The 26,321-nt window shown below is 58.9% G+C and carries 23 protein-coding genes and 2 pseudogenes; 13 read left to right on the top strand and 12 right to left on the bottom strand.

Features of this window, described 5'->3' with window-relative positions; genetic code table 11:
• The first annotated feature begins 57 nt into the window (after positions 1 to 57).
• Positions 58 to 609, top strand: a complete 552-nt coding sequence (locus HU725_RS11200) for an ATP-dependent Clp protease proteolytic subunit (protein ID WP_186477258.1) — start codon at positions 58 to 60, stop codon at positions 607 to 609.
• Positions 610 to 621: 12 nt separating this feature from the next.
• Here the strand turns inward: HU725_RS11200 and HU725_RS11195 are convergent, their stop codons facing one another.
• Both HU725_RS11195 and HU725_RS11190 read right to left on the bottom strand, forming a co-directional pair.
• Positions 622 to 1,020 (bottom strand): NUDIX hydrolase, encoded by a 399-nt coding sequence (locus HU725_RS11195; protein WP_186477257.1) that lies wholly within the window; start codon positions 1,018 to 1,020, stop codon positions 622 to 624.
• An 81-nt stretch (positions 1,021 to 1,101) separates the two neighbouring features.
• Positions 1,102 to 4,866 carry a CheR family methyltransferase gene (locus HU725_RS11190; RefSeq protein ID WP_186477256.1) on the bottom strand — a complete coding sequence of 1,255 codons (3,765 nt, stop codon included), beginning with the start codon at positions 4,864 to 4,866 and terminating at the stop codon, positions 1,102 to 1,104.
• Between the two features lie 357 nt (positions 4,867 to 5,223).
• On the opposite strand from HU725_RS11190, the pseudogene HU725_RS11185 reads away from it, so the two are divergent.
• Positions 5,224 to 5,384, top strand: a pseudogene (locus HU725_RS11185) (con-10 family general stress protein); the annotation flags it as partial.
• A gap of 166 nt (positions 5,385 to 5,550) precedes the next feature.
• Entirely contained in the window at positions 5,551 to 5,820 is a 270-nt protein-coding gene (locus tag HU725_RS11180) for a DUF6555 family protein (protein WP_186477255.1), read from the top strand.
• Positions 5,821 to 5,823: 3 nt separating this feature from the next.
• On the opposite strand, the gene HU725_RS11175 is transcribed toward HU725_RS11180, so the two are convergent.
• On the bottom strand, positions 5,824 to 5,994 hold the full coding sequence (locus tag HU725_RS11175) for a hypothetical protein (RefSeq protein ID WP_186477388.1): 171 nt from the start codon (positions 5,992 to 5,994) through the stop codon (positions 5,824 to 5,826).
• Between the two features lie 304 nt (positions 5,995 to 6,298).
• Positions 6,299 to 6,910, bottom strand: coding sequence for a class I SAM-dependent methyltransferase (locus HU725_RS11170; protein ID WP_186477254.1), 612 nt, complete (start codon positions 6,908 to 6,910; stop codon positions 6,299 to 6,301).
• Between the two features lie 465 nt (positions 6,911 to 7,375).
• Between HU725_RS11170 and HU725_RS11165 the strand changes: the two genes are divergently transcribed.
• The 3 genes and pseudogenes from HU725_RS11165 to HU725_RS11155 all read left to right on the top strand — a co-directional run bounded on the left by HU725_RS11165 (position 7,376) and on the right by HU725_RS11155 (position 10,329).
• Positions 7,376 to 7,702, top strand: a complete 327-nt coding sequence (locus tag HU725_RS11165; protein WP_437180334.1) for a helix-turn-helix domain-containing protein — start codon at positions 7,376 to 7,378, stop codon at positions 7,700 to 7,702.
• Positions 7,641 to 7,973, top strand: a pseudogene (locus HU725_RS11160) (SDR family NAD(P)-dependent oxidoreductase); the annotation flags it as partial. The gene HU725_RS11165 and the pseudogene HU725_RS11160, both read left to right, overlap by 62 nt.
• 262 nt (positions 7,974 to 8,235) lie before the next feature.
• Positions 8,236 to 10,329, top strand: coding sequence for an acyltransferase family protein (locus tag HU725_RS11155; RefSeq protein WP_186477252.1), 2,094 nt, complete (start codon positions 8,236 to 8,238; stop codon positions 10,327 to 10,329).
• An 84-nt stretch (positions 10,330 to 10,413) separates the two neighbouring features.
• Here HU725_RS11155 and HU725_RS11150 read toward each other — a convergent pair whose 3' ends face one another.
• Positions 10,414 to 11,343, bottom strand: coding sequence for a LysR family transcriptional regulator (locus HU725_RS11150; protein WP_186477251.1), 930 nt, complete (start codon positions 11,341 to 11,343; stop codon positions 10,414 to 10,416).
• 122 nt (positions 11,344 to 11,465) lie between these two features.
• On the opposite strand from HU725_RS11150, the gene HU725_RS11145 reads away from it, so the two are divergent.
• Together HU725_RS11145 and HU725_RS11140 are read left to right on the top strand one after the other, a co-directional pair.
• Complete coding sequence (locus HU725_RS11145) at positions 11,466 to 11,891, top strand: DMT family transporter (protein ID WP_186477250.1); 426 nt, start codon at positions 11,466 to 11,468, stop codon at positions 11,889 to 11,891.
• A gap of 11 nt (positions 11,892 to 11,902) precedes the next feature.
• Positions 11,903 to 12,385, top strand: coding sequence for a DMT family transporter (locus HU725_RS11140; protein ID WP_186477249.1), 483 nt, complete (start codon positions 11,903 to 11,905; stop codon positions 12,383 to 12,385).
• A 25-nt stretch (positions 12,386 to 12,410) separates the two neighbouring features.
• Here HU725_RS11140 and HU725_RS11135 read toward each other — a convergent pair whose 3' ends face one another.
• Both HU725_RS11135 and HU725_RS11130 read right to left on the bottom strand, forming a co-directional pair.
• Positions 12,411 to 12,866, bottom strand: a complete 456-nt coding sequence (locus tag HU725_RS11135; protein ID WP_186477248.1) for a DUF3429 domain-containing protein — start codon at positions 12,864 to 12,866, stop codon at positions 12,411 to 12,413.
• A 56-nt stretch (positions 12,867 to 12,922) separates the two neighbouring features.
• Complete coding sequence (locus tag HU725_RS11130; RefSeq protein ID WP_186477382.1) at positions 12,923 to 13,336, bottom strand: thiol-disulfide oxidoreductase DCC family protein; 414 nt, start codon at positions 13,334 to 13,336, stop codon at positions 12,923 to 12,925.
• 305 nt (positions 13,337 to 13,641) lie between these two features.
• On the opposite strand from HU725_RS11130, the gene HU725_RS11125 reads away from it, so the two are divergent.
• Positions 13,642 to 14,649 (top strand): zinc-binding alcohol dehydrogenase family protein, encoded by a 1,008-nt coding sequence (locus tag HU725_RS11125; RefSeq protein ID WP_186477247.1) that lies wholly within the window; start codon positions 13,642 to 13,644, stop codon positions 14,647 to 14,649.
• Here HU725_RS11125 and HU725_RS11120 read toward each other — a convergent pair whose 3' ends face one another.
• A complete protein-coding gene (locus HU725_RS11120) occupies positions 14,650 to 15,282 on the bottom strand; it encodes a dTMP kinase (RefSeq protein ID WP_186477246.1) in 633 nt (210 codons plus the stop codon).
• A 209-nt stretch (positions 15,283 to 15,491) separates the two neighbouring features.
• Between HU725_RS11120 and HU725_RS11115 the strand changes: the two genes are divergently transcribed.
• The gene (locus tag HU725_RS11115) at positions 15,492 to 18,032 is read left to right on the top strand and encodes an HWE histidine kinase domain-containing protein (protein WP_186477245.1); all 2,541 of its coding nucleotides are present in this window, start codon (positions 15,492 to 15,494) and stop codon (positions 18,030 to 18,032) included.
• Between the two features lie 27 nt (positions 18,033 to 18,059).
• Here HU725_RS11115 and HU725_RS11110 read toward each other — a convergent pair whose 3' ends face one another.
• Together HU725_RS11110 and HU725_RS11105 are read right to left on the bottom strand one after the other, a co-directional pair.
• Positions 18,060 to 18,560 carry a peroxiredoxin gene (locus HU725_RS11110; protein WP_186477244.1) on the bottom strand — a complete coding sequence of 167 codons (501 nt, stop codon included), beginning with the start codon at positions 18,558 to 18,560 and terminating at the stop codon, positions 18,060 to 18,062.
• Between the two features lie 360 nt (positions 18,561 to 18,920).
• Positions 18,921 to 20,414, bottom strand: a complete 1,494-nt coding sequence (locus tag HU725_RS11105; protein WP_186477243.1) for an aldehyde dehydrogenase — start codon at positions 20,412 to 20,414, stop codon at positions 18,921 to 18,923.
• A gap of 308 nt (positions 20,415 to 20,722) precedes the next feature.
• On the opposite strand from HU725_RS11105, the gene HU725_RS11100 reads away from it, so the two are divergent.
• Entirely contained in the window at positions 20,723 to 22,093 is a 1,371-nt protein-coding gene (locus tag HU725_RS11100; RefSeq protein WP_186477242.1) for an APC family permease, read from the top strand.
• A gap of 88 nt (positions 22,094 to 22,181) precedes the next feature.
• Positions 22,182 to 23,369: an MFS transporter gene (locus HU725_RS11095; protein WP_060479527.1), complete on the top strand. Its 1,188-nt coding sequence runs from the start codon at positions 22,182 to 22,184 to the stop codon at positions 23,367 to 23,369.
• Between the two features lie 39 nt (positions 23,370 to 23,408).
• Here the strand turns inward: HU725_RS11095 and HU725_RS11090 are convergent, their stop codons facing one another.
• Positions 23,409 to 23,780 (bottom strand): hypothetical protein, encoded by a 372-nt coding sequence (locus HU725_RS11090; RefSeq protein WP_060479526.1) that lies wholly within the window; start codon positions 23,778 to 23,780, stop codon positions 23,409 to 23,411.
• Positions 23,781 to 24,193: 413 nt separating this feature from the next.
• Here HU725_RS11090 and cprA point away from each other — a divergent pair, with 413 nt between their 5' ends.
• Positions 24,194 to 25,342 carry a cationic peptide resistance protein CprA gene (cprA, locus tag HU725_RS11085; RefSeq protein WP_186477241.1) on the top strand — a complete coding sequence of 383 codons (1,149 nt, stop codon included), beginning with the start codon at positions 24,194 to 24,196 and terminating at the stop codon, positions 25,340 to 25,342.
• A gap of 8 nt (positions 25,343 to 25,350) precedes the next feature.
• On the opposite strand, the gene HU725_RS11080 is transcribed toward cprA, so the two are convergent.
• A complete protein-coding gene (locus HU725_RS11080) occupies positions 25,351 to 26,316 on the bottom strand; it encodes a 2-hydroxyacid dehydrogenase (RefSeq protein ID WP_186477240.1) in 966 nt (321 codons plus the stop codon).
• Positions 26,317 to 26,321 lie beyond the last annotated feature (5 nt).

The raw sequence follows: 26,321 nt of genomic DNA, 5'->3' as shown, positions 1-26,321 counted from the left end.
CGCACCGCAACACCTTGGCGGGCGCTCAGGGGTAACCTCCCTACACTGGAGACAAACATGGCCAGACACATCATTCACTACACCGGGCCGATCAATTCATCCACCTGTGGCAACCTGATCAACACCTGCTCGCGTGCCATTGGGCAAGGTGCGCAGGTGCTGCAACTCAATATCGCCACCATGGGAGGAGAGTGCAGTTATGGCTTTACCCTCTACAACTTCCTGCGGTCGCTGCCAATCAGTGTGCACACCCACAACCTGGGCACTGTTGAGTCGATGGGCAACATCCTTTTCCTGGCCGGCGAGCACCGCACGGCCTGCAGGCACAGCAAGTTCCTGTTTCACCCATTCCACTGGACGCTGCACGGCTCGGTAGATCATGCCCGAATGGCGGAATACGCCATGAGCCTTGACTATGACTTGCGTTTATACGCGCAAATTGTCGCCGAACGCACTGAGGGTGCCAGCGAAGTACTGGATGTGCCACGCTATCTGATGGCGGCTCCGCGGATCTTGGGGCCTGACGAGGCATTGGCAAGCGGTATGATCCACGCCATCGATGAACTACCGATAGAAGCTCAGGCCACTCAGTGGAGTGTGCATGCCTGAGGCATTGCTCGTTCAGCGAATGGAGTCGGCGAGCGTCCGGTCGCAGGCCAGAAGTGATTTGATCAACGCCTTGATCTCGGCGTTGAGCGACGACATGCGTTCCGGATGCCCAAAACTGCACTCGGCGATTTCGTTATTAGCTGAAGGCTTTGGCGCTTGGGCGAAGTCCGCCTCGAACACATAGTGCATGCGCGCCTCACCTTCGTAGCGCATTAAAAAGGTCAATGTATCGGCCTGCAGCCCCGTTTCTTCCTGTAATTCCCGTATCGCCGCCTGGGGTGGCGTCTCTCCGGCTTCAATTTTGCCGCCTGGCAATGTCCAAGGTGCTTTGGGCTTTCTAACCCAAAGCCATTTCTGCGACTGCTTGCCATGGCGACAAATGATGCTAACGCGGTGCTTGACTGGCTTCACTCAGCCTCCTGCGGCAATTCCCAACTCATGTGGGTTAGTCCGCGCGCAGGCACTAAACGTTCTATTGCAACTGCAATTGCCTCAGTAGGTTACTGAGCCACTGAGGGACTCGATAGCCTGGACCAACTCGTCATAACCGACGGGCTTGTTCAAGTGGCGATCGAAGCCCGATTGTCGCGACCTGTGCTGGTCAGCGCTCGCACCATAGCCGGTGAGGGCGATCGCGGGTGTGTGCTGCAGATGAGCAAGGCCGCGCAGGGCCTTGATCAGCGCATGGCCGTCCATGCCAGGCATGCCGATGTCGGAGATAATCACGTCATACTGCGCGTTGGCGGCCGCTTCCAGCGCCTTCACCGGGTCGCTGTAGGCGATCACCTCGGCGCCCTCCATCTCCAGCAACTGCTGCATGACTTCAAGGACTTCTGGCGAATCCTCGACCAGCAACACCGTTACCCCTTGCAGCCGCCCTTCGTTGACGGGCTCAGGCGTATCGATACGCTGTTGCGGGCCATAATCACACAATGGCAGGCGGACAATGAACGTACAGCCTTTGCCAAGCCCCGCTGAGGTTGCCTCGACGGTGCCGCCATGGGCCTCTGCAAGCTGGCGCACCAGGGACAAGCCAATACCGAGGCCTTCGCGACCATGCAAGGATGACTGCGGCGAGGCCTGGCTGAACAGGTCGAAAATATGCTCGAGGTCATCGCAGCTCAAACCCACGCCCTGATCGATCACCAGCAGACGCGCGTGACTGCCATGGCGCTCGAGTACAAGGCTGATTTCCTGGCCTGGCGGGCTGAATTTCAGCGCATTGTTCAGCAGGTTCCAGATGATCTGCTCCAGGCGTGTAACATCGCCTTCAATCATCAGTGAGGAGTCGTCAGCAGGTAATTCGAGACGCACCGGGCAAGGGTGTTTTTCGTTCATGACCACTGCATGTATGCCTTGAACCACCGCGCCAAGGTCCACTGGCTCGGTTTTGAGCTTGAGCTTACCGGTGCGGATACGTGCGACATCGAGCAGGTCGTCGATAATGCGCGCCTGACTGGTGACGGCCTCACAAATGGTCGCAACGGCTTTGCTCGCAGCGCCCATATTCCTGATAGTAGGAAGCCGGCGCAGGATTTCGGCATTGAGCTGTATCAGGTTCAGCGGGTGTTTGAGCTCATGGGACATCACCGCGAAGAACTCGTCTTTCATGTGGCTGGAGCTTTGCGATTCAGCCAACTGCTTGCTAAGCCGTTCTTCACCCAGGCGCACGCGCTCTTCTGCGGCGTGGTTCTTGCTGATGTCGATGAAGGTAAGCACTGTGCCATCGATCTTCTGTTCGCTAGAGCGATAGGGCAGCAAACGGGCTAGATACCAATGGTTATCCTGGGCGCCGATCTCTCGCTCGATGGTGGTTTCGCCTTTTGCTACGGCGTGGGCGTCATCAGCCAGGGCGGGGTAGTCGAGGCGGTGGGTGATATCCAGTAGCGAGCGCCCGGTATCCACGGGCAGCATGTTAAAAAGATCGGTGGCTCGCGGCGTGAACCAGCGAATGTGCAGGTTGCGGTCGACGAACACCGTGGCGATGTCGGTAGAGGCAATCAGATTGCTCAAGTAGTCATTGACCTTATCGGTTTCTTCGACTTTGTTCTTGAGTTCGTAATTGACAGTCAGCAACTCTTCGTTGATCGACTGCAGTTCTTCTTTGCTGGTTTCCAGCTCTTCACTGGCCGAACGCAACTCTTCGTTGATCGCCTGCATTTCTTCGTTGGAGGCGGTCAACTCCTCGCTCGATACTTCCGACTGCTCGATGGTTTCTTGCAGTTGCAGGCGGGTTCGCAGCAGTTCACGCTCCAGGTTGTGCAGAACCATGCTGTCGGTTTGGCGGATCACACCGGGCAACGGCAGCGTGGGGTCGGGCGTACGCACCTCGAAAACCACCAGCAGGCATTCGCCTGTGCTGAACTCATCCTTGTAAGGCTGCACGGTAATTTCCACTTGCTGGCGTTCTTCACCTTCGCCAAGGTCGACAGGCCTTGAGGTAACGGCTTCTGTGCCTTGGCGGGCCTGAAACAACGTGGTGCGCAACGCCAGGCGCAGGCTAGGCAGTACCAGTGAGAGCAAATTGCGGCTCGGCTCGCCAGCGGCCAGTTGCAAGTAGCGCCCGATGCCTTCGCTCATATGCAGAATGTTGCCGTCGCCGTCGATGATCAGGCTCGGCGGGGTGCGTCTGGCCAGTGCGCGGTGGTGCATCTCCGCGTACGACGGCTTGCGTTCAGGCTTGGCTTTGGTTTGTTGCTCCTGAACCACACCTTTGAAATTCGTTCTGGGCAGCTGCCGGCTGCTGCTGCGAGTAGCCGCGCTGACGTCACGGGCGCGGAAAATGCGGTTGCGCTTGTCCACCGGGGTGAACAGATCGCCCACCACATCTGCTGATTCAGAAGTTCCAAGGAACAGGTAACCACCGCTGCGCAATGCGTAGTGGAACATTTGCAGGATGTCGTGCTGGATCTCGCGGTCCAGATAGATCAGCAAGTTGCGGCAGACGATCAAGTCGATCTGCGAGAAAGGTGGGTCGGATAACAAATTATGGCGGGCGAACAGCACCTTCTCGCGGACTTCCTTGCGCACGCGGTAGTGCTGATCCTCCTTGACGAAGAACTGCCGAAGACGAGTAGGGGGCACATCAGTGACGATAGCCTCGGGGTAGGAGGCTGCACGGGCGGTGCTGATCGCCCGCGCATCAAGGTCGGTGGCGAACACCTGAACCTTGCTGTCACGCTTTTCCAGCGTCAGTTGCTCACACACCAGCATCGCCAGGCTATAGGCTTCTTCACCCGTGGAGCAGCCAGCCGACCACACACGAATTTCACGATTGTCCCCGCGTTCGCTGACCAACTGCGGCAGTACATGCCGCTCCAGCGACTCGAATGCCTCACGATCGCGGAAGAAGTTGGTTACACCAATCAGCATATCGCCCAGCAACGCCTCGGCTTCGCTGCTGTTTTGCTCCAAATAGCGCAGATAACCCTGCAGATCGGTCTGCCCGGTCACATGAAGACGGCGCTCGATACGCCTCAACACGGTGGCGCGTTTGTAATGCTGAAAGTCATGACCGGTGACATTGCGTAGCTGTAGCAGGATCTCGTCGAGCAGTGGTTCTGCGGCTCGAGGATCACCGGCCCGAGTACCTAGGGCAGGTGGCAGGGTATCGTCTTCGATCTCGGGCAGTTTCACTTGGCGAGCAGTACGCCACAGCTCCATCAGTTTTTGCGGCATTTCGGCGGCCGGCAAGACCAGGTCGACCAAGCCGGTTTCGATCGCTGCCCTAGGCATGCTGTCGTATTGCGCGTCATCAGGGGTTTGCACCAGGGTCACACCGCCCTGTTCCTTGATTCTGGAAAGCCCCACAGCACCATCGGCGCCTGTGCCTGACAAAACTACGCAGAAAGCGTGATCTTTGTGAACATCGGCCAAATCACGGAAGAACAGGTCAATGGCAACGTGGTCGCCACGCCGACGGTTGGCAGGGGTGACCCGCAGGTAGCCGTCGTTGGTGGAAAGGCGGTTGGCCGGCGAAATCACATAGACGTGGTTGCGTTCGATCGGCACCGGTTCGGTGACCTGGCGCACCGGCATCGGGGTCGTTTCCTGAATGATCCGATCTGCCACGCTCTGATGGTCGGGCGATAAATGCAGCACGACCACGAACGCCATGCCGCAATCGCCTGGCATCTGCTGGAAAAAGGTGCGAATGGCCTCCAGGCCACCCGCCGAGGCGCCAATGCCGACCACCGGAAAGTCCAAGTGGCTGGGGCTCAAGGCGGGGTTTTGCGGCGATGCGGGTTGATCAGTCATGGAAATGCCTTGTGCGCATCAAAAATTTGGCCCGAGGACATGGCTGCGGGCGCCTGGGTCCATTATATGCCGGCCCTCGGCGGCTTCGCGAGGCACCGGGACACAGGCAGCCCGAGGGTCACAGCAGGGCAACGAAGAGCATATAGAAGCCAGACGTTTGGCACACGATCCTTTTTGAGACGAACGTTTGGCGCCTCCGGTCAGTCGACCGCAGTCAGATTGAGCAGATACGTCATGAGCTTGTTCGGACCTAGGGTAGGCCTAACACTCAGTGAGCCGCACTAGTGACGGTAGGAGAAGCACATGGTTGACGCAAAACGACCGACAGGAAAACGAGGTGGTACCAAGGAGACCAACTCAGGTAACTTCGCAAATGATCCTGAACGGGCCGCGCGGGCTGGCCACAAAGGGGGCAAATTGTCGGGTGGGAACTTCGCAATGATCGACAGAGGGCTGCGCAGGCGGGGCGCAAAGGCGGGCAGAGCCGTCAGGTAAGACCGCGCCAGCCCCAAGAGTAGCGACCCTCGCTCTGCCTTACCGGGCAATGGGGGCCATCGATTATCCCAGCCCCGAACGTCGCGGCGATCAACGCTTCCCGTTGAATTGCCCCACAATTTTTTGAATCTTTCTCCAACGACATGACTCAATGCTTTTGTCATCCATGGAGAAGAGGAGGGCTGCGCAATGCCGAGTCCCCAGCTGTACATTATCGATTACCTGCTGCACGGCGCCCCCCGTAGCTTCATCATCCGGCTCGAGAAAATCGATAACGCCGAGGCTTGGCACTGGGCAAGTTGCGATGCAGGCATCGGCATCATCCCGAAGTTTGGCCGTGAGAAAATCAGGAAGGTGAGCCGACCTATGGCGGAGCGGTACGGAATAACCGACGTGAGTTGGCGGCTATCCGGAAGCAAGCCCAGCCAGACGATCGGCGATACGAGTGTAACCGGTTAAGCTTTACGCACCCGATTCAGGATCGCTGGCAGGCGGCCCGGGCGGGATACGTTCATCACTTTCCGGGTTTTGGTCAGCGTTTGATTTATCAGTCCGATCTTCGTTCTTGTCAGGATCCAGTTCTGGCCAGTCATCGTGGACATTGCCGCCGCCCATTCGCATTGTCATGTTCATATTGTGCCCTCGCTCTTTTTAAACAGCCCGCCGTCGGCGTGGCTTGTAAGGGGTGAGGGTAAGCCGATCACTTCACCCCATATCAGTTGAGAGCCTCGTAAGCTAAGCGTGATCATTTGCACGAACGTGAGCTCCGACCGGCGGTATGCGAAGCGTTGGATAGGCAAACGTTGCAACACGGATTTTGAATTATGCCTGCACAGGGTCTTAGTTCACGGCGAGCGCGAGGGACGCAAATTGAGCATTTTATATATAACTACACTAAATAGTCATTTAGTGTAGTTATTTCTTCACGAAATATAGGTTAGGGCAGGTGCCGTACTAGCCATACGGTTTGGCCGCCACATTCTGCATCCTCGGCGATGTGATCCAAAATTTCAAAGCCGTGATGATGAAGTTGCTCGCTGTATTCCTGCGGGTCAAGGCTAGCGTGGTACAGCGTTTCACCCTCGAATACGCCCAAGGCTTCCCCATGTGAAGGGCCACTGGTAAACATTAATAAAGCACCTGGTGCCGCATGCCGGTGGAATACCGGGAACATCCGACGCTGATCCTGCGGTTTGAGGTGAAAAAAGCTGTTCCAGGCCAGGATTGCATCAAACTGCCGATCCAGCGCCAGGGTGCGCATGTCTGCGTGGATCCATTCGTGCGCAGGAAATTTTGCACTGCACAGAGCAAGCATTTGGTTAGAGGAATCCACACCAACCACATAAGCTCCAGTTTCAATCAGAAAACCCGCGATGGGCTGGCCAGAACCACAGCCCAGATCAAGGACGGTTGCTGATGGCGATAGTAATGAGCGAAAGCGCTCAATCCATTTGCGATCGATAAAGTGATCGGTGCGAAGATTGTTCCAAGTTGCTGCGTGGCGATCATAGAGATCGACGATCTGATCTGCGGATGGATGATAAGGCATGAACTGGGCAACCTTGGGTGCCTGGTGGCAGAACGTTCTTGAAGGAGTTCCAGAGGATGAACTGTACCCTAAGTGGGCATCAGCTGGAAAATACCAGGATACGCATAATGCATATTATGTTAAATTGCATAGAGCGTGGTTTGGGGAGCGGTCATCAAGGCAATCAACCTTCGTTGTTTTGCTTGCCGTATGGATCTCGCCCCTCGACGCAATAACTGACACGGTTGCGGGCGATCAAGGCACTGCTCACGCTATGTGTGGCGCAAGCAACATACCTAGAGTACCGAGCAGAACAGCAGCAACCGGGTCACAGTGAAGCCTGAATCCAGGTCAGCCCAGATTCGGAGGACTGGGTTGCGTCCGTCTAGTCCGTCCAGACGATTACCACCCTGCACCCCGTCTTTAAGCTCAGACAACTTGCGCGTAATTCACGCGGGTCTGACCAAAGGGACCAATCAATGGCCTATGAAACACTCCTACTTGAGATGCACGGTCACGGTTTCTACCGTTATGCGTGAAAGTCGCGCAAACGCCCGCGCCGCTGCCCTGCCCTGCGCAACTTCGCGGGCCCTGTTGGTCCGCGAGAAGGCGGTGGAGTTGTTCGCAGCGCAAGGCTTTGGCCAGGTCAGCATGCGCGACTTGGCCAGCCATAGCGGGATTCAGGCCGGGTCCATTTATCACCATTTCGAAAGCAAGGAGAGCCTGCTCTTCGAAATAGCCGAGACGCTCCGGCGGCAGCAAGGCCTATGTCACCGCTTTTACTCAGGCTCTGCACAAAGAGCTGGCGGATAAGGGCATTCAGGTACAAGCGGTGCTGCCCGGTGCAACTGCGACAGACTTCTGGCAGATAGGCGGCTTGCCCGTCGAGAACCTTGACCCAGGTATCGTGATGTCGGCTCAGGATCTGGTGGAAGGTGCGCTGCAGGACTTCGACAACTCAGTGCTCATTTCCATCCCCTCGCTGCACGATCTGCAGTCACTCGAACGCTACGAAACCAGCCGGCAGGCTTTGTTCAGCCAGCTTTCCAGCAATCAGCTCGCTGCGCGTTACAAGCCCAATTGATCACATGGTGGATAGGGTCGTGCCGCTGCGTGCCAAGCAAAAGGCGAACGAGCACGACCTCATTCACCCGTTCAACCTGTCGCTGGTTGTAAAACCGTTTCCCATTTATGAACCCGGTATATCGAGAAACTGACGAGAGGCTGTCCTGGATGACGCCAAGAGAATCGATGACGCTTCGTAGTGCACATTTGCTAGACTCGCAACCTTTTGTTCGCGTGCGCTGCCGCGTCAAAGAGCCCTCAATGCAATAGGATGTGGCACCGTGTCGACCGATCAGAATCTGATACTCAAAACCCCGGCCCCCTCGGGCGAACAGGCTGATAAACCCCACGCCAATCCAGACACGGTCAAATCCGCCCGGCAGCCAACGTCTTACCGCGCGGATATCGACGGGCTGCGCGGCGTCGCTGTGTTGCTCGTGCTGATTTATCACGGTGGCCTGTCCCTGTTTCCCTCCGGGTTCATCGGCGTCGACATTTTCTTCGTGATCTCGGGGTATCTCACCACAACGATCATCCTCAACGCGGCAAGCCGGGGTGAATTCAGCCTCAAGCAGTTCTACGTCAGACGCTTATGGCGGCTGCAGCCGGCCATATTGACGCTTTTGATCGTCACCCTCGGCGTCGCCAGCCTGCTATACCTGCCCAAGGACTTTGTCGACTTTCTGAAAAGCGAGAAGTACACCAGCCTGCTGCTGTCCAACCAATTCTTCTCGAAAGCTACCGACGGTTATGCCACCCCAGAAGCGGCCACGCTACCCTTGCTGCACACCTGGTCGCTGGCGGTGGAATGGCAGTGGTACATCGTGCTGCCGCTCGGGCTGATGGCGCTGACGCGTTATCTGGCGCCGCACCGATTGAAGATCGCGGTCGTGATACTCACCATCAGCTCGATCGCCATGGCCTTGTTGATCGCCAAGGCCACGCCCGACAAAAGCTACTACGCGTTCCTGGCGCGCATTTTTGAGCTGCTGATCGGCTCATGCGCCGCGGTGTTCGCCAACGACCGGCAACGGCTCAGCCGCTTCAGCGCGTCGGCCCTTGGCCTGCTAGCGTTGGGCGTAGTGATCTACGCCGCCACCCAGTCCATACCGACGACAGCTTACCCAGGCATCTACGCCATCGTGATCTGCGTGGCGACAGCGCTTTTGGTCTGTGCGCAGGTTGGCCAAAGCGGCATCAGCTCCAACTTGTTGAGCTGGCCTGCGTTGGTGTTCGTCGGGACCATTTCGTACTCGTTGTACTTATGGCATTGGCCAGTGATCGCGATCATCACCTACCTGGGCTTGGAAAAGACCCCGGCGGTGCTCGCCGGCTACTTCAGCGCATCGCTCGCATTAGGTATCGCCTCCTATTACCTGATCGAAAAACCGTTACGCCGGGTACGCCTAGGGTTTGGCAAGACTCTGATCCTTCTGCTCGTCATCCCTGCCATTGCGTTCTCAGCGCTGCACTCGGCAGGCGACCGCGCCGATGGGTGGATAAAGCGTTTTGGCAGCGCTGCGACGGACATCCTGCCGCGCCTCAAGGCAAGTGAAATCCCCCAGCGCGAACCTTGCCTGGGCGGCGCTACCGACGGCTCCGACAGCAGTTGTGTACTGGGCCTGCCAGGTGCCGGCAAGCGCGCGCTGCTGATGGGCGACTCTTATTCCAACCATTTCTGGGGCTTGGTGGACACGCTCAGCAAGGACGCCGGCATCTCCGTCACCGCTCAAGGTTACCCAGGCTGCCTGGCCCTGCCCGATGTCTACCTCTATGACTGGTGGAAATACAAGCATGCGCTTTACAAGAAATGCCACGCGGCTGCGACCGCTTATCACCAGCAGATTGCTCAAAACCACTATGACTACGTGATTATCGGCCTGACGTGGGACACATATGCCGACAGCAGCGCGGTGGTGTGGTCGATTGACGATCCGCGCTCTGAGGCCCTCTCGCGCGAACGGATGAAGGCCGCTTTGCTCAAGAGCCTGGAAATCATCGCGCAGTCCGGCGCCACGCCCGTGCTACTCAAGAGCAATATCGTCATGCCCGAAGGCGCCAATGATTGCCTGTACCGCACGATCAAACTCAGAAGTACGATCAAGGAACAACACTGCGCCACCAGCGTTGCGCAACCTGAAGAAAACCCTTGGCTTGCGCAACTGTTCATGGACGCCAAACAAGCACACCCGAACTTGCTGGTAATTGACCCCAAGGATGTTCAATGCACAGATGGCCAGTGCAAGCTGTTGATCGATGGCCTGCCGATCTACCGAGACATTGGCCACATCACCGACTTCGCCTCCAAGGCGATGGGCAGGCTGTACTTGCAGGCAAAAGGCAATCCCTTCAAAAGCGCGTCGATAAGCGATTGAGGATCGATCTGGTCGTCGGGCTGCTGAGTCATGCACGCAGCCCGTCAGATCAGCACGCGTCCAATCAGCGTAGTGGCCGCTGGCCTATACCGTAATGTCATCCCAGTAGGGCGGCGACCCTATGGCATCGAGCAAGAACTGCGATACGGCTCTGACTTTTTTCGAACGAAGTCGGTTTTCAGGTGAAATCAGATGAATCTGGCTCGTCACCGGCTCGATGGAGCCCGTCCACTCAGGCAGCAATTGCACCAAGCGCCCTTCGCTGAAGTACGCTCTGCTGAATAACCACGTCGGAAATAACACGATGCCCATTCCACCGAGTGCAGCCTCGACGAGCGCATCAGCATTATTGCTGCGCAGGGGGCCTTGCACATCGATCACCTCAAGCTGGTGATCGGGTTGTCGTCTGAAGTGCCAGCGCTGCATCCCTGCCTGCCCTTTGTATACCAGGCAGCTGTGGGCTCTCAGCTCTTGCGGGGTGTGAGGCGCGCCGTGCTTGGCAAGATACGCTGCACTTGCACACAGCACGTAGCGCTGATCGCAGATTTTGCGGCCTATGAGTGCCGAGTTCTCCAGATGCCCGACCCTGATGGTGATATCGACACCCTCCAGAACCGGGTCGATGTACAGATCCGAAAGCATCAGTTCGACAATCAGCTCGGGGTATTGTGCATGTAGCCTTTCGACCAAATGGGCTAGATGCAGCCGCCCCAGCGCCACCGGGGCATTGAGTTTAACCAGCCCGCGAATGTCACCCCCCTTCCCTGCAGCATCTTCGTTGGCTGCGTCCAGTAACTCCAACACTTCGCGAACTTGCAGAAAATACCGCTCGCCGGCATCGGTGAGGCTGACCGCACGGGTATTGCGGTACAGCAGTTGTTGCCCGAGTTCTTTTTCAAGGGCAGCTATGAATCGTGAAACGGACGATGCGGGTACCTGAAAGTGCCGCGCAGTGGCCGCAAAACTGCCTGTTGCAGCCACCATGGCGAAGTACCGATGGGCTTTGAGGTGCATACGGGTCGATCGCCTCTATAGCATTGCTGGAATCGCAATTATGTCTTGCTCTATTGCTCAATTGTGGCAATTACAGCAAGAAAATATCATCTGCCAATTCTACCCACGAGATGGCTTTGATAATGCGCTTTTGGATCATTCCGTTAGTTGTTCTGGCAGGCATGGGGCTCTCAGTCGAGGCCGGCCTGCTGGGCCCATTAGGTTCGCAGGTCGGTCACCTTTGGGCCACGTTGGGGATCTTTGCGATTGGCTCACTACTGCTGACTTTCGGGCTGATTTTTGGCCGCCCGCGCTTGAGCACATTGTTCGCACAGCCGCGCTGGATGCTCAGTGGCGGCGTACTAGGGCCGATATACGTCGGCGCATTGACCATCGCCACCCCTCACATTGGTGTTGGGTTGACCATGGTGGGGATTCTGTTCGGTCAACTTGGCTCGAGCCTGATCATCGACCATTGGGGTTTGCTCGGTAGCGCCAAGCGCCATGTCGACCGATATCGGGTAGGCGCCTTGGTCGCCATCCTTGCCGCGCTGTGGCTCATTCACTGAGGAGAACCGTAATGGTTGTTGTGATGCTGTTGGTTGTTGTACTCGGTGGTGCCGTGCTCTGCGCGCAATCGGCTGTCAATGGTCGCCTTGGCGCAGATGTCGGGGTGCTGGAAAGTGCCTGGTTGACCTTTGTCATGGGCACCATGGTTAGTTTCTTGCTGGCATTCTTTCTGGAACCGCCACACGCCTGGAATTTGTTCACCGTTGCGCGTTGGCAGGTCACTGGCGCGTTTTTCGGAGTGATCTACATGCTGGCTATCGTCTTTGCTATCCCACGTGTGGGTACTGCGGTGGCAACGGTATCGGTCATCAGTGGCCAACTGCTGATGAGTTTGCTGATCGATCACTTTGGTTGGTTTGGCAATCCGGTCATTCCACTTGGGACCCACCGGCTTGCGGCCTTGGTGCTGCTTGCCATCGCTCTGGTGCTTATCTATCGCAGTAATGCCGTTCGCGAGACCGATCGACAGATGCAGGCATCACTCGCAGAGTGAGTGGGAGCAGCCTTGTACACGTCTGTCAGGAGTACGTGAGTGCAAGCGCGGACAGTGACAGACACAGGGCTGCCACCGCCGTCAAACGCAGGCGCATTGGCCGGTACCAGGCGGGTAGATTCTGCGGCAGGCTGCGATCTTGCCAAAGATGAGCCACGAACCCGCAGGCCAGAGCAAAACAAGCCAGCGCCGCAGGCATCAGTGTGCAAGCCCAACCGAGCAATGCCGGGATTACACTCCACAGCAACCGCTTTTGACGCTCCTTGGCCTCCAGGCCTGGGAGCAGCATGGCAAACCCCCAGTGAAGGGCGCCGATGAAGCTTAGTATCACAGCGCCATAGCTCACGATTGCTACTGCTGCCAAGGCCTGGAATGAAGCCTTGCTTATGATCAGTACCGTCAAAGCAATGAACGGTAGCAGCCCACCGTAGCCCAGCACGGTAAATTGACCTGACGGCAGGGGTGAAGAAAGTTCGTTCATGGGCACCTCTCTAGTTGCGGCAAAACCGATACAGGGTACTGAAAAATCGTGCACTGCTAACGAGTGTCACACTTGGAAGCTCCGCTGCTGCATCGGCTTGCACCGTCGGGGTGCGGTAGCCAGTGCAAGCTCGGACGCAAACGGCAGAACAACCGGTAACAAACTTCGAGCAAGGGACGTAATGGTCGCCATGCCAATGGCGCGACCCATACGGCTGCGTTTGCTGCGCGCCATGCCCAGAGCGTGGCATCCAGGCCCGTGACCCACTGCCCGCTGGCGAACCTTGCATGCAAGCACGAGGTTAATTGCGCCACCGTCAAACCCAGAGGCGTTGGGTCGAAATCGGGGCTGCGGATGTCCACCAAGCACAGCCTCGCCTCAGTGGACCGTTTGCGTAGAAAGGCAATCTCCCTTGCGCACAAAGGGCAGGCGCCATCGTAATACAGTGTCAAGGGCCACTTATAAAACATGTACAAACACTCATTCTTGTACAGAAATCTGTACAAGTTAGCTGAAGCAGAAAAAATCGCAATAGCTGATCTCACCCCCGATCCGACAGGAGCCCTTCGCAACTGGGGGTCGAATAAACCGACAAAGGTCAAAGGTGAAGTGATGATGAAGCTCAGCACAGGCGGGCTTTGTCTCATCAGTCTGAAACCGTGAGGATGACAGCCGAATTTTCACTACAGGAGTGAAAGTATTACTGCGTTCGAGCGGTTTTTTCAGCCAATTCAAACGAATAGCCTTGTTCGCTATCCACCAAGAGGTCCAGCCCATGAAGGCCATCGTCTACACCCAGCCCGGTTTACCCATTGAAGACCCACAGTCGCTGTACGACGCCGAGTTATCCGTACCCAAGCCTGGAGCCCACGATCTGCTGGTGGAAATCAAGGCGATTGCCGTCAACCCGGTAGATACCAAAATCCGTGCAAGCCGGGGCGCAGACCAACCCCAAGTGCTTGGCTGGGACGCGGTTGGGGTGGTACGCGAAATAGGCGCCGAAGTGACATTGTTTCAGCCGGGCGATGAAGTGTTCTATGCCGGTGCCATCGACCGGCCTGGCACGTACAGTGAGTATCACCTGGTAGACGAACGCATTGTGGGCCGTAAGCCCCGTACCCTGGATAACGCTAGCGCCGCCGCCCTGCCCCTGACCTCCATCACAGCCTGGGAACTGTTGTTCGACCGTTTAGGCATTGAAGCTGACGGCGGCCAGGGCAAACGTCTTCTGGTCATTGGTGCTGGTGGGGGTGTTGGCTCGATCTTGATTCAACTTGCCAGCAAGCTTACGCAACTGACAGTCATCGCCAGCGCCTCCCGGCCGCAGACGCAACAATGGGTCAAGGCGCTGGGCGCGCATCACGTGGTCGATCATTCGCAAGCGCTGCAACCGCAGTTAGCAGCGCTGGAACTCGATCCAGTTGATTATGTGATCAGCCTGACGCACACCGACACCTACCTGGCTCAATTGGTCGAGGTGCTCCGGCCTCAGGGCAAGCTCGCATTGATCGACGACCCCGCACAGCTCGATGTGGTGCCGCTCAAGCGCAAATCGCTGTCCTTGCACTGGGAGCTGATGTTCACGCGCTCGCTCTACCAGACCCAAGACATGGTCAACCAGCACCATCTGCTGCAGCGCGTTTCGCAACTGGTCGATGAAGGGGTACTCAAGACCACCATGGGCGAACACTTCGGTACCATCAACGCCGCTAATCTCAAGCGGGCTCATGCGCTCATCGAGAGCGGCAAGGCCAAAGGTAAAATCGTTCTTGAGGGATTTTGATCAGGGATAACGACCGAGGGATGCCTCGATGACATGCTCGATCGCTGTGACCACTTGGCGCGTGGCCTCGGCGATGGTGCCCTCGTTGCGGCATAGCATCCAGCCCTGATCCGCAACCGCCCGCTCGAAGGCTTCGGTACAGGCGACCTGCTCTTGCAGCCTGTACATCACTGTACTGCCCAACCCGCGGTTGCGTGCCGCAGCCCTCGCCCACGAGGTATCGGGCGAAGTGACCACGCCAACGTGCAAGTCCGGCACTTGCACATTGCGTTCGCGGTTCATTCGCAGTATTTGCGAAAAGGGTACCGACCGGCGAAAAGCGGCATCGGAGGGGTACCAACGGTCGATGAGAATGATGCTGTCGCCAGGCTGCTTGGGCAGCACATTCCTGGTAATCCACGCGCGACTCTCGGCCAGGCGCTCGCATACCTGCAACTCCAGGGCCTGGCTGGGGTTTCTGGCCAACTGATTCACCAACGTCATGGTCGGCCCCCTGAAGGGGTCGCTTTTCTTTTCGCACAGCCTGACCACCTTGTGGTTGGCGGCCCTCAATGCCTGGGTGACCGCCTCCAGCAACGTAGTTTTGCCGGTGCCCTTGGGGCCATCCAGCGCAATGAATAAAGGACGGGGCATGTTTGGCAAGGTTTGGTTAGTTGCTGAAGAGAGGGTGAGTATGATGCATCGAAACACTCAAGGTATTGCATTTGAGCAGCCGCAAGGCCAAGAGCACATTTGTACTCCTTCAGTGTTTTCCAGCTTTTTTTGAATTTTTACGCGGCGTTTGAGCGAAGCGATGCTGTACTGTAGGGGAAATACTCACCTCACCTAACGGCACAGGACCGATGCCCTTCGACCCCCAGATCAATCTGACCAACTGTGATCGAGAGCCAATCCAAATCCCTGGCAGCATTCAGCCCCACGGCTGTTTGCTGGCCTGCGATGCCTCAGCGACCGTGGTACTGCGCCATTCGGTAAATCTGCCGACAATGCTCGGCTTGACCTGTGCAATCAATGGTCAGCAACTGAGCGCCCTGCTCGGCCACGAGGTGGCACACACCCTGCGTAATTCGCTCGCCCGCACCCGTGAGGGCGCACGCCCCTCGCAGACCTTCAGCGTGGTGCTGCCGTCGGGCCGCACGTTCGATGTCTCGACCCATTTATTCAAGGGCAGCGCAATCATCGAGTTCGAGCCCGCTGGCGCCGGCATCGCCGAGCCCATCGAAATGGCACGTACGCTCATTGCTCAATTGCGTGAGGTTGACCAGCCACTGAAACTGTTCCGAGATGCCGCCCGGTTCGTGCGTGCGGTGCTCGGTTATGACCGGGTGATGATTTACCAGCTGGGAAGTGACGGTGCCGGCAAGGTTGTGGCCGAAGCCAAGCGCGGCGACCTGGAAAGCTTCCTCGGCCAGTACTTCCCCGGGTCCGATATTCCCCAACAGGCCCGCGCCCTTTACCTGCGCAACCCGATCCGGGTCATTTCCGACGTCGCTTACCAGCGCGTTGCGATCGACCCGGTGTTGGATCCATCCGGCGAACCCTTAGACCTTTCCTACGCTCACTTGCGGAGCGTGTCACCGGTGCACTGTGAATACCTGACCAACATGGGCGTCGGCGCATCCATGTCGATTTCGGTGATCGTCGATGGCGCACTATGGGGGCTGATCGCCTGCCACCATTACTCACCCCGTTCGCTGAGCATGGGGCAACGGGTAGCGGCCGAAATGTTCGGTGAGTTCTTCTCGCTGCACATACAGACGCTGCGTACCCGTGAACACCTGAGCGCGGCGGTCAACGTCCACAAGGCGCTGGATGCGTTGCTCAGCGATGCCAACCGTACTGCGAACATCGAGACCTTCTTCCAGTCGCGGCTCGGTGAATTCCAGTCGCTGATACCCTGCGACGGCATCGGCATGTCGATCCAAGGGCGCTGGGTGTCGAACGGGCTGACGCCGCCCCACGCTGCCATCGCCGACCTGCTGGCCCTTGCACAGAGCATTGCCGCGGGCAAGACCTGGGCATCCAACCGGCTTTCGATGACGCACCCTGCAGCCCAACAATACGCCACGCAAGCCTCCGGTGTGCTGATCATCCCGATGTCGCAAACGCCAAGGGACTACCTCATGCTGTTTCGCAAGGAGGTCGTGGAAACCTTGGATTGGGCCGGCGACCCGAACAAAACATACGAGACAGGTGCACTCGGCGACCGCTTGACGCCACGCAAGAGCTTCGCGATCTGGAAAGAAACCGTGCATCAGCAGTCGGTGCCCTGGAGCGAACAGGATCGGCAATTTGGCGAGGCAATTCGCAAAGCGATCGTCGAAGTGGTGCTGCACAACACTGAACTGCTCGCCAATGAGCGCTCGAAGGCTGATATCCGCCAGCGCATGCTCAATGAAGAGCTCAACCATAGGGTCAAGAACATTCTGTCACTGATCGGTGCGCTGGTCGCTCACCCCGTGTCCGAGCAGCAGAGCATCAAGGACTATGTGGCAAACCTCAAAGGCCGCATCCACGCGCTTTCCCTGGCCCACGACCAGGTCGTGCGCGGTGATGGTGGTGGGCGCCTGGCAACCTTGCTCGACGCTGAACTGTCGCCTTACCGTACGTCAGCCGGCGCGATTGAGCTTATTGGGCCCAACGTGATTCTCGACGCGCGGGCGTATTCGGTCATGGCCTTGGTGCTGCACGAGCTCGCCACCAATGCGGCCAAGTACGGGGCACTGTCCAGAGCCGGTGGCAAGCTCAGTGTCACGTGGGAACTCGACGCCGGGCAGGCCTGCGACATCACCTGGCGTGAGTACCATGGGCCAACGGTTCTTGCGCCCAGGCGCACAGGCTTTGGCACAGTGCTGATCGACCGCAGCATCCCATTCGACCTGGGTGGCACCAGCAGAGTCGAATACCTGCCTGAAGGACTGCAGGGCTTTTTCAAGATCCCGTCCCGGCACCTTTCATTGAGCACAGACCCCGAGAGCCCCTGCCCTGTCACGCAGTTAGCGCAAGAGAGCAACGTGCTGGCCGCGTACAACGATGCCTGTGTCCTCATTCTGGAGGACCAGTTGGTGATTGCCGTGGGCTTGGAGCAGATACTCAACGACGCCCAGGTCACCGATGTCATCACCGCAGGCTCGGAGAGCGAAGCCATGAAGGTGCTGGCCAGCCGAACACCCGATGTAGCGATACTGGACATCAATCTGGGCACGGGGACTTCGGTCAATGTTGCAGATGAACTGGCGCGAAGAGGTGTGCCGTTCGTGTTCGCCACCGGCTATGGCGACGGCGCCAGCATTGCCCAGCACCTGCAACACGTGAAAGTGATCCGCAAGCCCTACGATGCCAATACCATTCTGGCCAGCCTGCAAGAACTGCTTGCTCCATGACCGGCAGCAGGCAAGCGCCCCAGACCGTCAGCGTATCGCAGCCAGTGTACTGGCCGCGTCGCTGACCTCGAACTTGCCAGGCGCCTCCACTGCAATATGTTTGACCACACCGTCGACCACCCACAGCGCATAGCGCAGTGAACGGCGCCCCATCCCCCGCGCCGAGAGATCCTGGCTCAGCCCTAGCGCAGCGCTGAATTCGCCGTTGCCGTCGCCGATCATCTGCACCGCATCGCCCACCTGCAGGCTGTTGCCCCAGGCATTCATGACGAATGCATCGTTGACCGACACACACAGAATCTCGTCGACGCCAGCTGCGAACAGTGCCTGTGCCTGCGCTACGTAACCTGGCACATGTCGCTCGGAGCACGTGGGGGTGAAGGCGCCGGGTAAACCAAAAATCACCACACTTTTGTTCTTGCAGCGTTCGCGTACCGAAAAGGCATCTGGGCCGATCGGGCAGGCGCCATCACCATTGCTGTATGCGTACAGCGTGGAATCGGGCAGGTGTTCGCCGAGCTGAATCATTGCGGTCTCCTGGTTGAATGAGGGGCGGGCCACATGATGCAGCATGCGTCCCCGCCGGTATATGGTAATGCTGTTCACTCAAGCCTAGGGGCTCGGCTTGAACTCTTGGGTGGGGCGTAGATCGAGCGCCGCCCGCGCGGCGCATCGCGAGCTGCGCTCGCTCCTACGTTTGTTTCGGGCCAATTGATCCTGTGTGATTTGCGCGCGTACGCCTTGGTGCACGACGCGGTATTGCGTCGTATGAACCAGGCGGTCGCGCGCGTCTGCCACAGGCGTTACTGGCCCGAAACAAACGTAGGAGCGAGCGCAGCTCGCGATGCGCCGCGCGGGCGGCGCTCGATCTCACAGGCGCTAAAAGGCTCAGCCACGCAGTTGGTACCAGGTAGTCTTCAACTGCGAATACTTGTCGAACGAGTGCAACGAAAGGTCGCGGCCGAACCCGGACTGTTTGCCACCGCCGAAGGGCACCGTCACATCCAGGGCATCCACTGTGTTGACCGATACCGTGCCAGCCTTCAGCGCCCGCGCAACCCGGTGCGCGCGGTTCAGGTCATCGCTCCATACCGAGGCCGCCAGGCCGTAGATGCTGTCATTGGCAAGGCCAATGGCCTGCTCTTCGCTATCAAACGTGCTCACCGCAAGCACAGGGCCGAAGACCTCTTCCCTGGCCAAACTCATGCGTTGGTCCACATCGGCGAAGATGGTCGGCTCGATGAAGTTGTTGGAAGCGCCGATGGTCAGGCGCTGCCCACCACACACCAGGCGCGCCCCCTGCTCGCTGGCCAAGCCGATGGCGCGGGCGATACGGCTGGCCTGCTCGGCATCGACAATAGCGCCTGCGCGGCTGGCCGGATCCAGCGGATTGCCTGGTTGCCACTGGCGGGCCTTGGCCTGGAGCAACTCGATGAACTCGTCATGGATCGCCCGCTGTACATACAACCGCGAATTGGCCGAGCACACTTCGCCTTGGTTGAAGAAAATACCAAAAGCTGCCTTTTCGGCGGCCAGGTCCAGATCTTGGCAGTCGGCGAATACCAGATTCGGGCTCTTGCCGCCGCATTCCAGCCACACTTGCTTGAGGTTGGACTGCGCCGAGTACTGCATGAAGTATTTGCCCACCTGAGTGGAGCCGGTGAATACCAGGCAATCCACGTCAGCGTGCAACCCCAGCGCGCGGCCTGCCGTTTCGCCAAGCCCCGGGACCACGTTGAGCACACCCTCCGGCAAGCCTGCCTCAAGTGCCAGCTCGCCCAGGCGCAACGCAGAAAACGGCGACTGCTCTGCCGGCTTGAGTACGACGCTATTGCCTGCAGCCAACGCTGGGGCCAGCTTCCACGCGGCCATATCGAGCGGGAAGTTCCACGGTACTACGGCAGCGACCACACCCAAGGCTTCACGGGTAATGGTGGCCAAGGCATTGGCAGCGGTGGGCGCAACCTGATCGTAGAGTTTGTCGAGCGCCTCGCCATACCAGGCAAAGACGTGGGCCGAGCCCGGCACATCGATGTTGTAGGCATCCATGACCGGCTTGCCCATGTTCAGCGAGTCCAACAGCGCCAGCTCTTCACGATGAGCCATGATCAGCTCGGCCAGGCGCAGCAGCACTTTCTTGCGCTCGGCGGGCGCCATGCGTGGCCACGGCCCCTGCTCGAACGCCTTGCGCGCCGCTTTGACGGCCATGTCGACTTCGGCCTGTTCACACCCAGCCACACGAGCCAGTACCTGCTCAGTGGCAGGGTTGATCGCATCGAAGGTGGCACCGCTGGCCGCACCGACCTGGCGCCCATCGATCAGAGCCTTGTCCCGCAGGCTCAGGCCCGCAGCGCGCTGTTGCCAGTATCCCAGATCGAACATACACACTCCTGACGACCGTCCCTGCGGTCTGATTGTTATGGGTCTGGCGAACATTCTTGGCCTGGCCGCAGGTCTGGCGAAACCAGCTTTTTGCTGCCACTTGCCCAGGAAAATACTCATCAACCCCAGGCGCCACGTAGCGCGCCGGGGGCGCAGGCTGCTCCCCCGAAAGGGTGATTTCGAGGCCTTGGCGAGTGTGGGAGCATTCCAGCCGACCCACCCCATGCACCCCCTCTGAGCCAACGTGTTCCGCCGTAGCGAGCGCGCTCGCTTACTGCAGCTTCCTGCATCCCTTTCAGGAGTCAGCCATGCATACAACAACAACTACAGCCCAGCACCAGCACCCTTGCTCCAACCCAGTTGCAAGCCGCTTCAGAAAATCCATGGGCATGACCGCGCTGGTGCTGTTCGGTCTGGCCTACATGGTCCCCCTTGCGGTCTTCACGACCTATGGGTTGGTCACCCAGATGACCAAAGGGCACCTGCCCATCGCCTACGTTCTGACCCTCGCCGCCATGCTCTTGACCGCCTACAGCTATGGCCGCATGGTCCAGGCGCACCCTTACTCCGGGTCTGTTTACACCTACACCCGCAAGGCATTCGGTAGCCACTTCGGCTTCATCGCTGGCTGGACTTTGCTGCTGGACTACATCTTCCTACCCTTGCTCAGTTACCTGTTGATCGGCATTTACATGTCTGAGTATTTCCCTGCAATTCATGCCTGGGTTTGGGTGGCAGGTTCCATAGCGCTGGTGACCTTTCTCAACCTGATCGGCATCGAGTCCATCACTCGGGTCAACTGGATCCTGGTCGTGGCGCAATTGGTGTTCATCGTGGTGTTCGTCGCGCTGTCGATCCGTCAGCTCGACGACCAGGCGGCGCCAGTTTCACTGCTGGCGCCGTTTCACCACGACGGTTTCAGCGTGCCGTTGATCATGACCGGGGCGGCGGTGCTGTGCCTGTCGTTCCTGGGCTTCGATGCCGTGTCGACCATGGCCGAGGAAACCACTGACCCGACAAGGCGTATCCCCCAGGCGATCATGGCTGTGTCGCTGATTGGCGGTTTGCTGTTTCTCGTGGTGTCGTACTTCGCCCAGATGGTGTTCCCCGACTGGGCAAGCTTCGCCGACCCGGACTCGGCCTCGGTGGACGTGATGCGCCGTGTGGGTGGGGAAATGCTGGTTACCGCGTTCACCGCAACCTACGTGGCGGGCTGTTTCGCATCGGCCATGGTGTCACAGGCCAGCGTGTCCCGAGTGTTGTTCGCCATGGGCCGCGATGGCGCGCTGCCACGGGTGTTTGGCCGATTGGTCAGCAAAAAGCGCGTGCCGGCAACGGCGATCATGCTGGTCAGTGTGCTCTCGCTGATAGCGCTGTTCATCACCCTGGATACTGTGGCCAACATGATCAGTTTTGGCGCCCTGTTCGCGTTTTCGGCAGTGAACCTTGCTGTGCTCAAGCACTACCTGATCGACCAGAAATTGCGCGGCATGCGTAATTACCTGTGGTACGGCGCCATCCCGGCACTTGGGTTTCTCAGCACGATCTGGTTGTGGACCAGCTTGTCGAGCATGTCCTTCACCATCGGGCTGTGCTGGATGGGTGTGGGCTTGCTTTGCCTGCTGGGCCTGACCAAGGCTTTCACGGTCAAGCTGCCAGACTTGCAGATGGCGGAATAACCGCTCGCGCCATCGCCAGCGACCTGAATTTCCTTGAATGTTACAATCCCTGATTAAACGTTTCAGTATGTTTCATTAAGGGACCGCAATGTCTGTTCAGGAACTACCGCCGCTGGCCGCTTCCAAGGGCGCCGTCGCCAAGATGGAGGCTGCGATGGCGCTGGGCAGCTTCGCCATCGGCACGGGCGAATTTGCCATTATGGGGCTGATGCCTGACATCGCCAGCAACCTGCATCTGACCGAGCCACAAGTCGGCCATGCCATCAGTGCTTATGCCTTGGGTGTGGTGGTCGGCGCCCCGACCTTGGCGATTCTCGGCGCCAAGCTGCTGCGCAAGCACATGCTGTTGTTGCTGATGGCGCTGTATGCCATCGGCAACCTGGCCACGGCCTTTGCTCCATCGTTCACAAGCATGGTTGCCTTTCGCTTCATCAGCGGCCTGCCCCATGGCGCTTATTTCGGCATCGCTGCGGTGGTCGCGGCAAGCATGGTGGCGAGCGACCAACGCGCTGGGGCAGTCGCCCGGGTGATGATGGGCCTGACCTTGGCAATGCTGCTGGGCAACCCGGTCGCGACCTTCCTCGGCCAGTTTTTCGGATGGCGCTCGGCGTTCGTGCTGGTTGGCGCCATCGCCTTGTGCACCATCGGCTTGGTTTGGCGCTATGTGCCGCAACCTCACGATGAGCCGCGCAGCGACCCGCGCAAAGAGCTCAAAGCGTTCACCCTGCCCCAGGTTTGGATGGCACTGGGCATCGCAGCGATCGGCTTTGCCGGCATGTTCTGTGTGTTCAGCTATCTGGCACCGACCATGCTTCAGGTCACCCAAGTGGGGCCAGAGTGGATACCCTTCGGCCTGGCAGCGTTCGGTGCAGGGGGCATCATCGGCAACATTGCCGGCGGCAAGCTGTTCGACCGCCTGCAATTCCGCGCCGTAGGCATTGTGCTGGTGTGGTCGGCTGCTGTGCTGCTGGTGTTCAGCTTCGCAGCCCAAGCCTTGTGGTCGGTGCTACTGGGCATCGGCCTGGTGGGCACCATGATCGCCCTGGCCGCACCGCTGCAGATCCGCCTGATGGATATTGCCCATGAAGCGCCAAGCCTGGCTGCCGCCTCCAACCATGCCGCCTTCAACCTGGCCAATGCCCTGGGCCCTTGGTTTGGTGGTATGGCCATCAGTGCTGGCCTAGGCTGGACCAGCACAGGCTACATCGGAGCCGCTACCGCGGTGGCCGGGCTGCTGATCTACTGTGTAGCGCGGCGCATGAAAGGCGGGCATTGAACACCACCCGGCCCCTGCCTGACCGCGGCGGGGCTTGAGCTAGCGCTGGGCCATGCTGATCAAGCGCTCCAGTGCGCTTCGGGTCGACGGTGCCAGCTCAAGCTTCTCCCCGGTAGGGTCATGCAAGGCCTTACCCATCATGTACAGCGCGGTGATGTCCTGCGCTGGCAAGTAGCCCTCCTTGCTCCAGGCCTGCAGTTGATAGGCAAAAAAGGCCATGGCCTGGGGTTTGTTGTCTACCATGTCCTCGATTCGCGCCAATAGCGTCTCCGACAGTTCCCAGCCCGAGCAGTGCGGCATTGGCTGCACCAGCGCTTGGTTCATCAGCGCGAACAATTCGCCCACGCGCGGGCACATCACGAGCAGGGCGCAGGTCCTGAGTTGCTGTTCTGGCGTGAACATCAGCGGCATTTTTTTGGCACCCCCATCCTTCTAAAGTGATAGCTCGTAGGTGTGTGAGTGTAATGATGTCGAAAAAGTGGCACTTCGCCTGGGAGAAAGCGCTTTTTCCCGATCAACGGCTCATTTTCGTGGTCCGTCATTGCCACAAAAAAGTCGAGTCGAACCCGGTCAGCATTTTTTTCACAACTTCATCACTGAATTAGAACCTATAAGCTGGCAAACTTAACTGCCCCCTTTTAGTTGTTTAGCGGTGCTACTTTGCATAACTTTTGTTTCATTCAAAGCGTGCACTTCGTTAATTGCAATGCCCCACCCAACGCCCTGACAATCGCCCACGCTCCGAGCTGAACGCCAGCCCCTGCGGGCCCTTTGCACGAGCTTGACCCTCAATATCCGCCAATAAACTTTTTCAGAGGAAGTTTATGAACGCGCCTGCCGCTATTATCGACTTCGAACAACACGAGCAACTGTTGCTGACTGGCGCCACCGGCTTTCTCGGTGGCTCCGTCACTGCCCAATTGATCGCCAATGGGCGCAGCGCAAACTTGTGTTTCCTGGTCCGCGCCGACAACCCTGGGCAAGGGCTCGAACGCCTGCGGGCCAACCTGCGACAGCATGGCGTGACAGAGCGCAACTGCCTGGCACTGCGCGACGAGCAGATAATCTGTGGCGATTTCCTCGACACCGCCTGGCTGGCCGAGGCGACACCACGGCTGATGCAGATCGACCGGGTGATCAACTGCGCAGCCGTGGCGTCGTTCTCAAAGAACCCGAACATCTGGCCGGTGAATGTCGAAGGCACCTACGCCTTCGCCGAGGTGATGAGCCGCTCATCGCGCCTCAAGCGTTTTCTGCACGTGGGCACAGCCATGAGCTGCGGTCCTGCGCGCCAATCGCCGATCAGCGAATCCTGGGAATTTCCCGCAGCCGAGCAGCAACTGGTCGATTACACCGCCTCCAAGGCTGAGATCGAACGGCGCATGCGCGTGCAGCTGCCGCAACTGCCGCTGGTGGTGGCGCGCCCATCGATCGTGGTTGGCCACCGCACCCTCGGCTGCCAGGCTTCGGCCAGCATCTTCTGGGTATTCCGCATGGGGTTCGCGTTGGAAAGCTTCACCTGCGAGCTGGACGAGCAGATCGATGTGATCCCGGTCGACTATTGCGCCGAAGCGTTGATTGGTCTCACCCTCAAGCCGCGCCTGGAGCACAACCTGTACCACATATCCGCAGGCCATCAGGCGGCCTGCACCTTTGGCGAGATCGACCGCGCGTTCGCCTTCGCCAATGGCGCGCAACCGGTGGGCGAGCGCTACCGCAAGGTCGATGTCGATGATCTGAAAACCCTCGCCCAGGACTTCGAAGCGCGCATCGGCCCGGCCAACCCGCGCCTGGTACTGCGCGCCTTGCGCCTGTACAGCGGCTTTGCCGATCTGAACTACCTGTTCGACAACAGCCGCCTGCTGGAAGAAGGCATTGCCATGCCTCCACGCTTCACCGACTACCTGGATGTCTGCGTGAAATCCTCCCGAGGGGTCAGCATTGCCACGCAGATGCAGTGGGACTTCAAATAACGCCCTGATCAGTTGCCGTTGACCCAGTTAGGCGGACGCTCGCCCGCCAGGGCACTCAGCAGGTTGTCCACCGCACATCGCGCCATGGCCTCCCGGGTTTCATGGGTTGCTGAGCCGATGTGCGGCGTGGCCACCACATTATCGAGTTGCAACAGTGGCGAATCGGCAGGCAACGGCTCCTGAACGTACACATCCAGCCCAGCACCGCGAATCCGCTTGTTCTGCAAAGCATCGATCAAGGCCGCTTCATCCACCACCCGGCCGCGAGCGATGTTCACCAGGATTGCCTCGGGCTTCATCAGCGCCAGCTGCTGCGCGCCGATCAGCCCTGCGGTGCTGGCACTGAGCGGCACCGTCAGGCACAGGTAATCGGCCTCGGCCAGCAGCGTCTCCAGGCTGCAGTAGCGCGCCCCATAGCGCGCATCCACCTCGGGCTTGGGCCGCGAACTGTGGTACAGCACGCGCATGCCGAACCCCGCCGCGCCGCGCCGCGCCAGCGCCTCACCAATTCGGCCCATGCCGACGATGCCCAAGGTCTTGCCATGCACATCGGTGCCGAAGTGCGCCGGCCCAAGGCTCGCCTGCCAACGCCCCTCCCGCACCCAGCCCGCGAGTTCCACAACACGTCGCGCAGTGGCCAGGATCAGCGCAAAACCGGTATCGGCGGTGGTTTCGGTCAGCACGTCCGGCGTGTTGGTCAGTTTCACTCCACGCCGGGTCAGGTCGGCGATGTCGTAGTTATCCACGCCAACTGACACACTGGCTATCACCTCCAGCTGGGGCGCAAGGTCCAGCAGGTCGCTGCCCAGCCGCACACTGGCGCCCAACAGCCCGTGCGCGCCTGGCAAGGCATCGCGCAACCGGGCCATGCCGTCCGGTGCATGGGCATCCACCCAAGTCACCTGCACCTGCTCTTCAAGCTTGGCCAGCAAGGCATCGGACAGGCGTTTGTATAGAACGATACGTTTTTTCATGACGG

The organism is Pseudomonas promysalinigenes, assembly GCF_014269025.2.
Classification (GTDB): Bacteria; Pseudomonadota; Gammaproteobacteria; order Pseudomonadales; family Pseudomonadaceae; genus Aquipseudomonas; species Aquipseudomonas promysalinigenes.
This window is presented reverse-complemented; position numbering and strand designations above follow the sequence as displayed.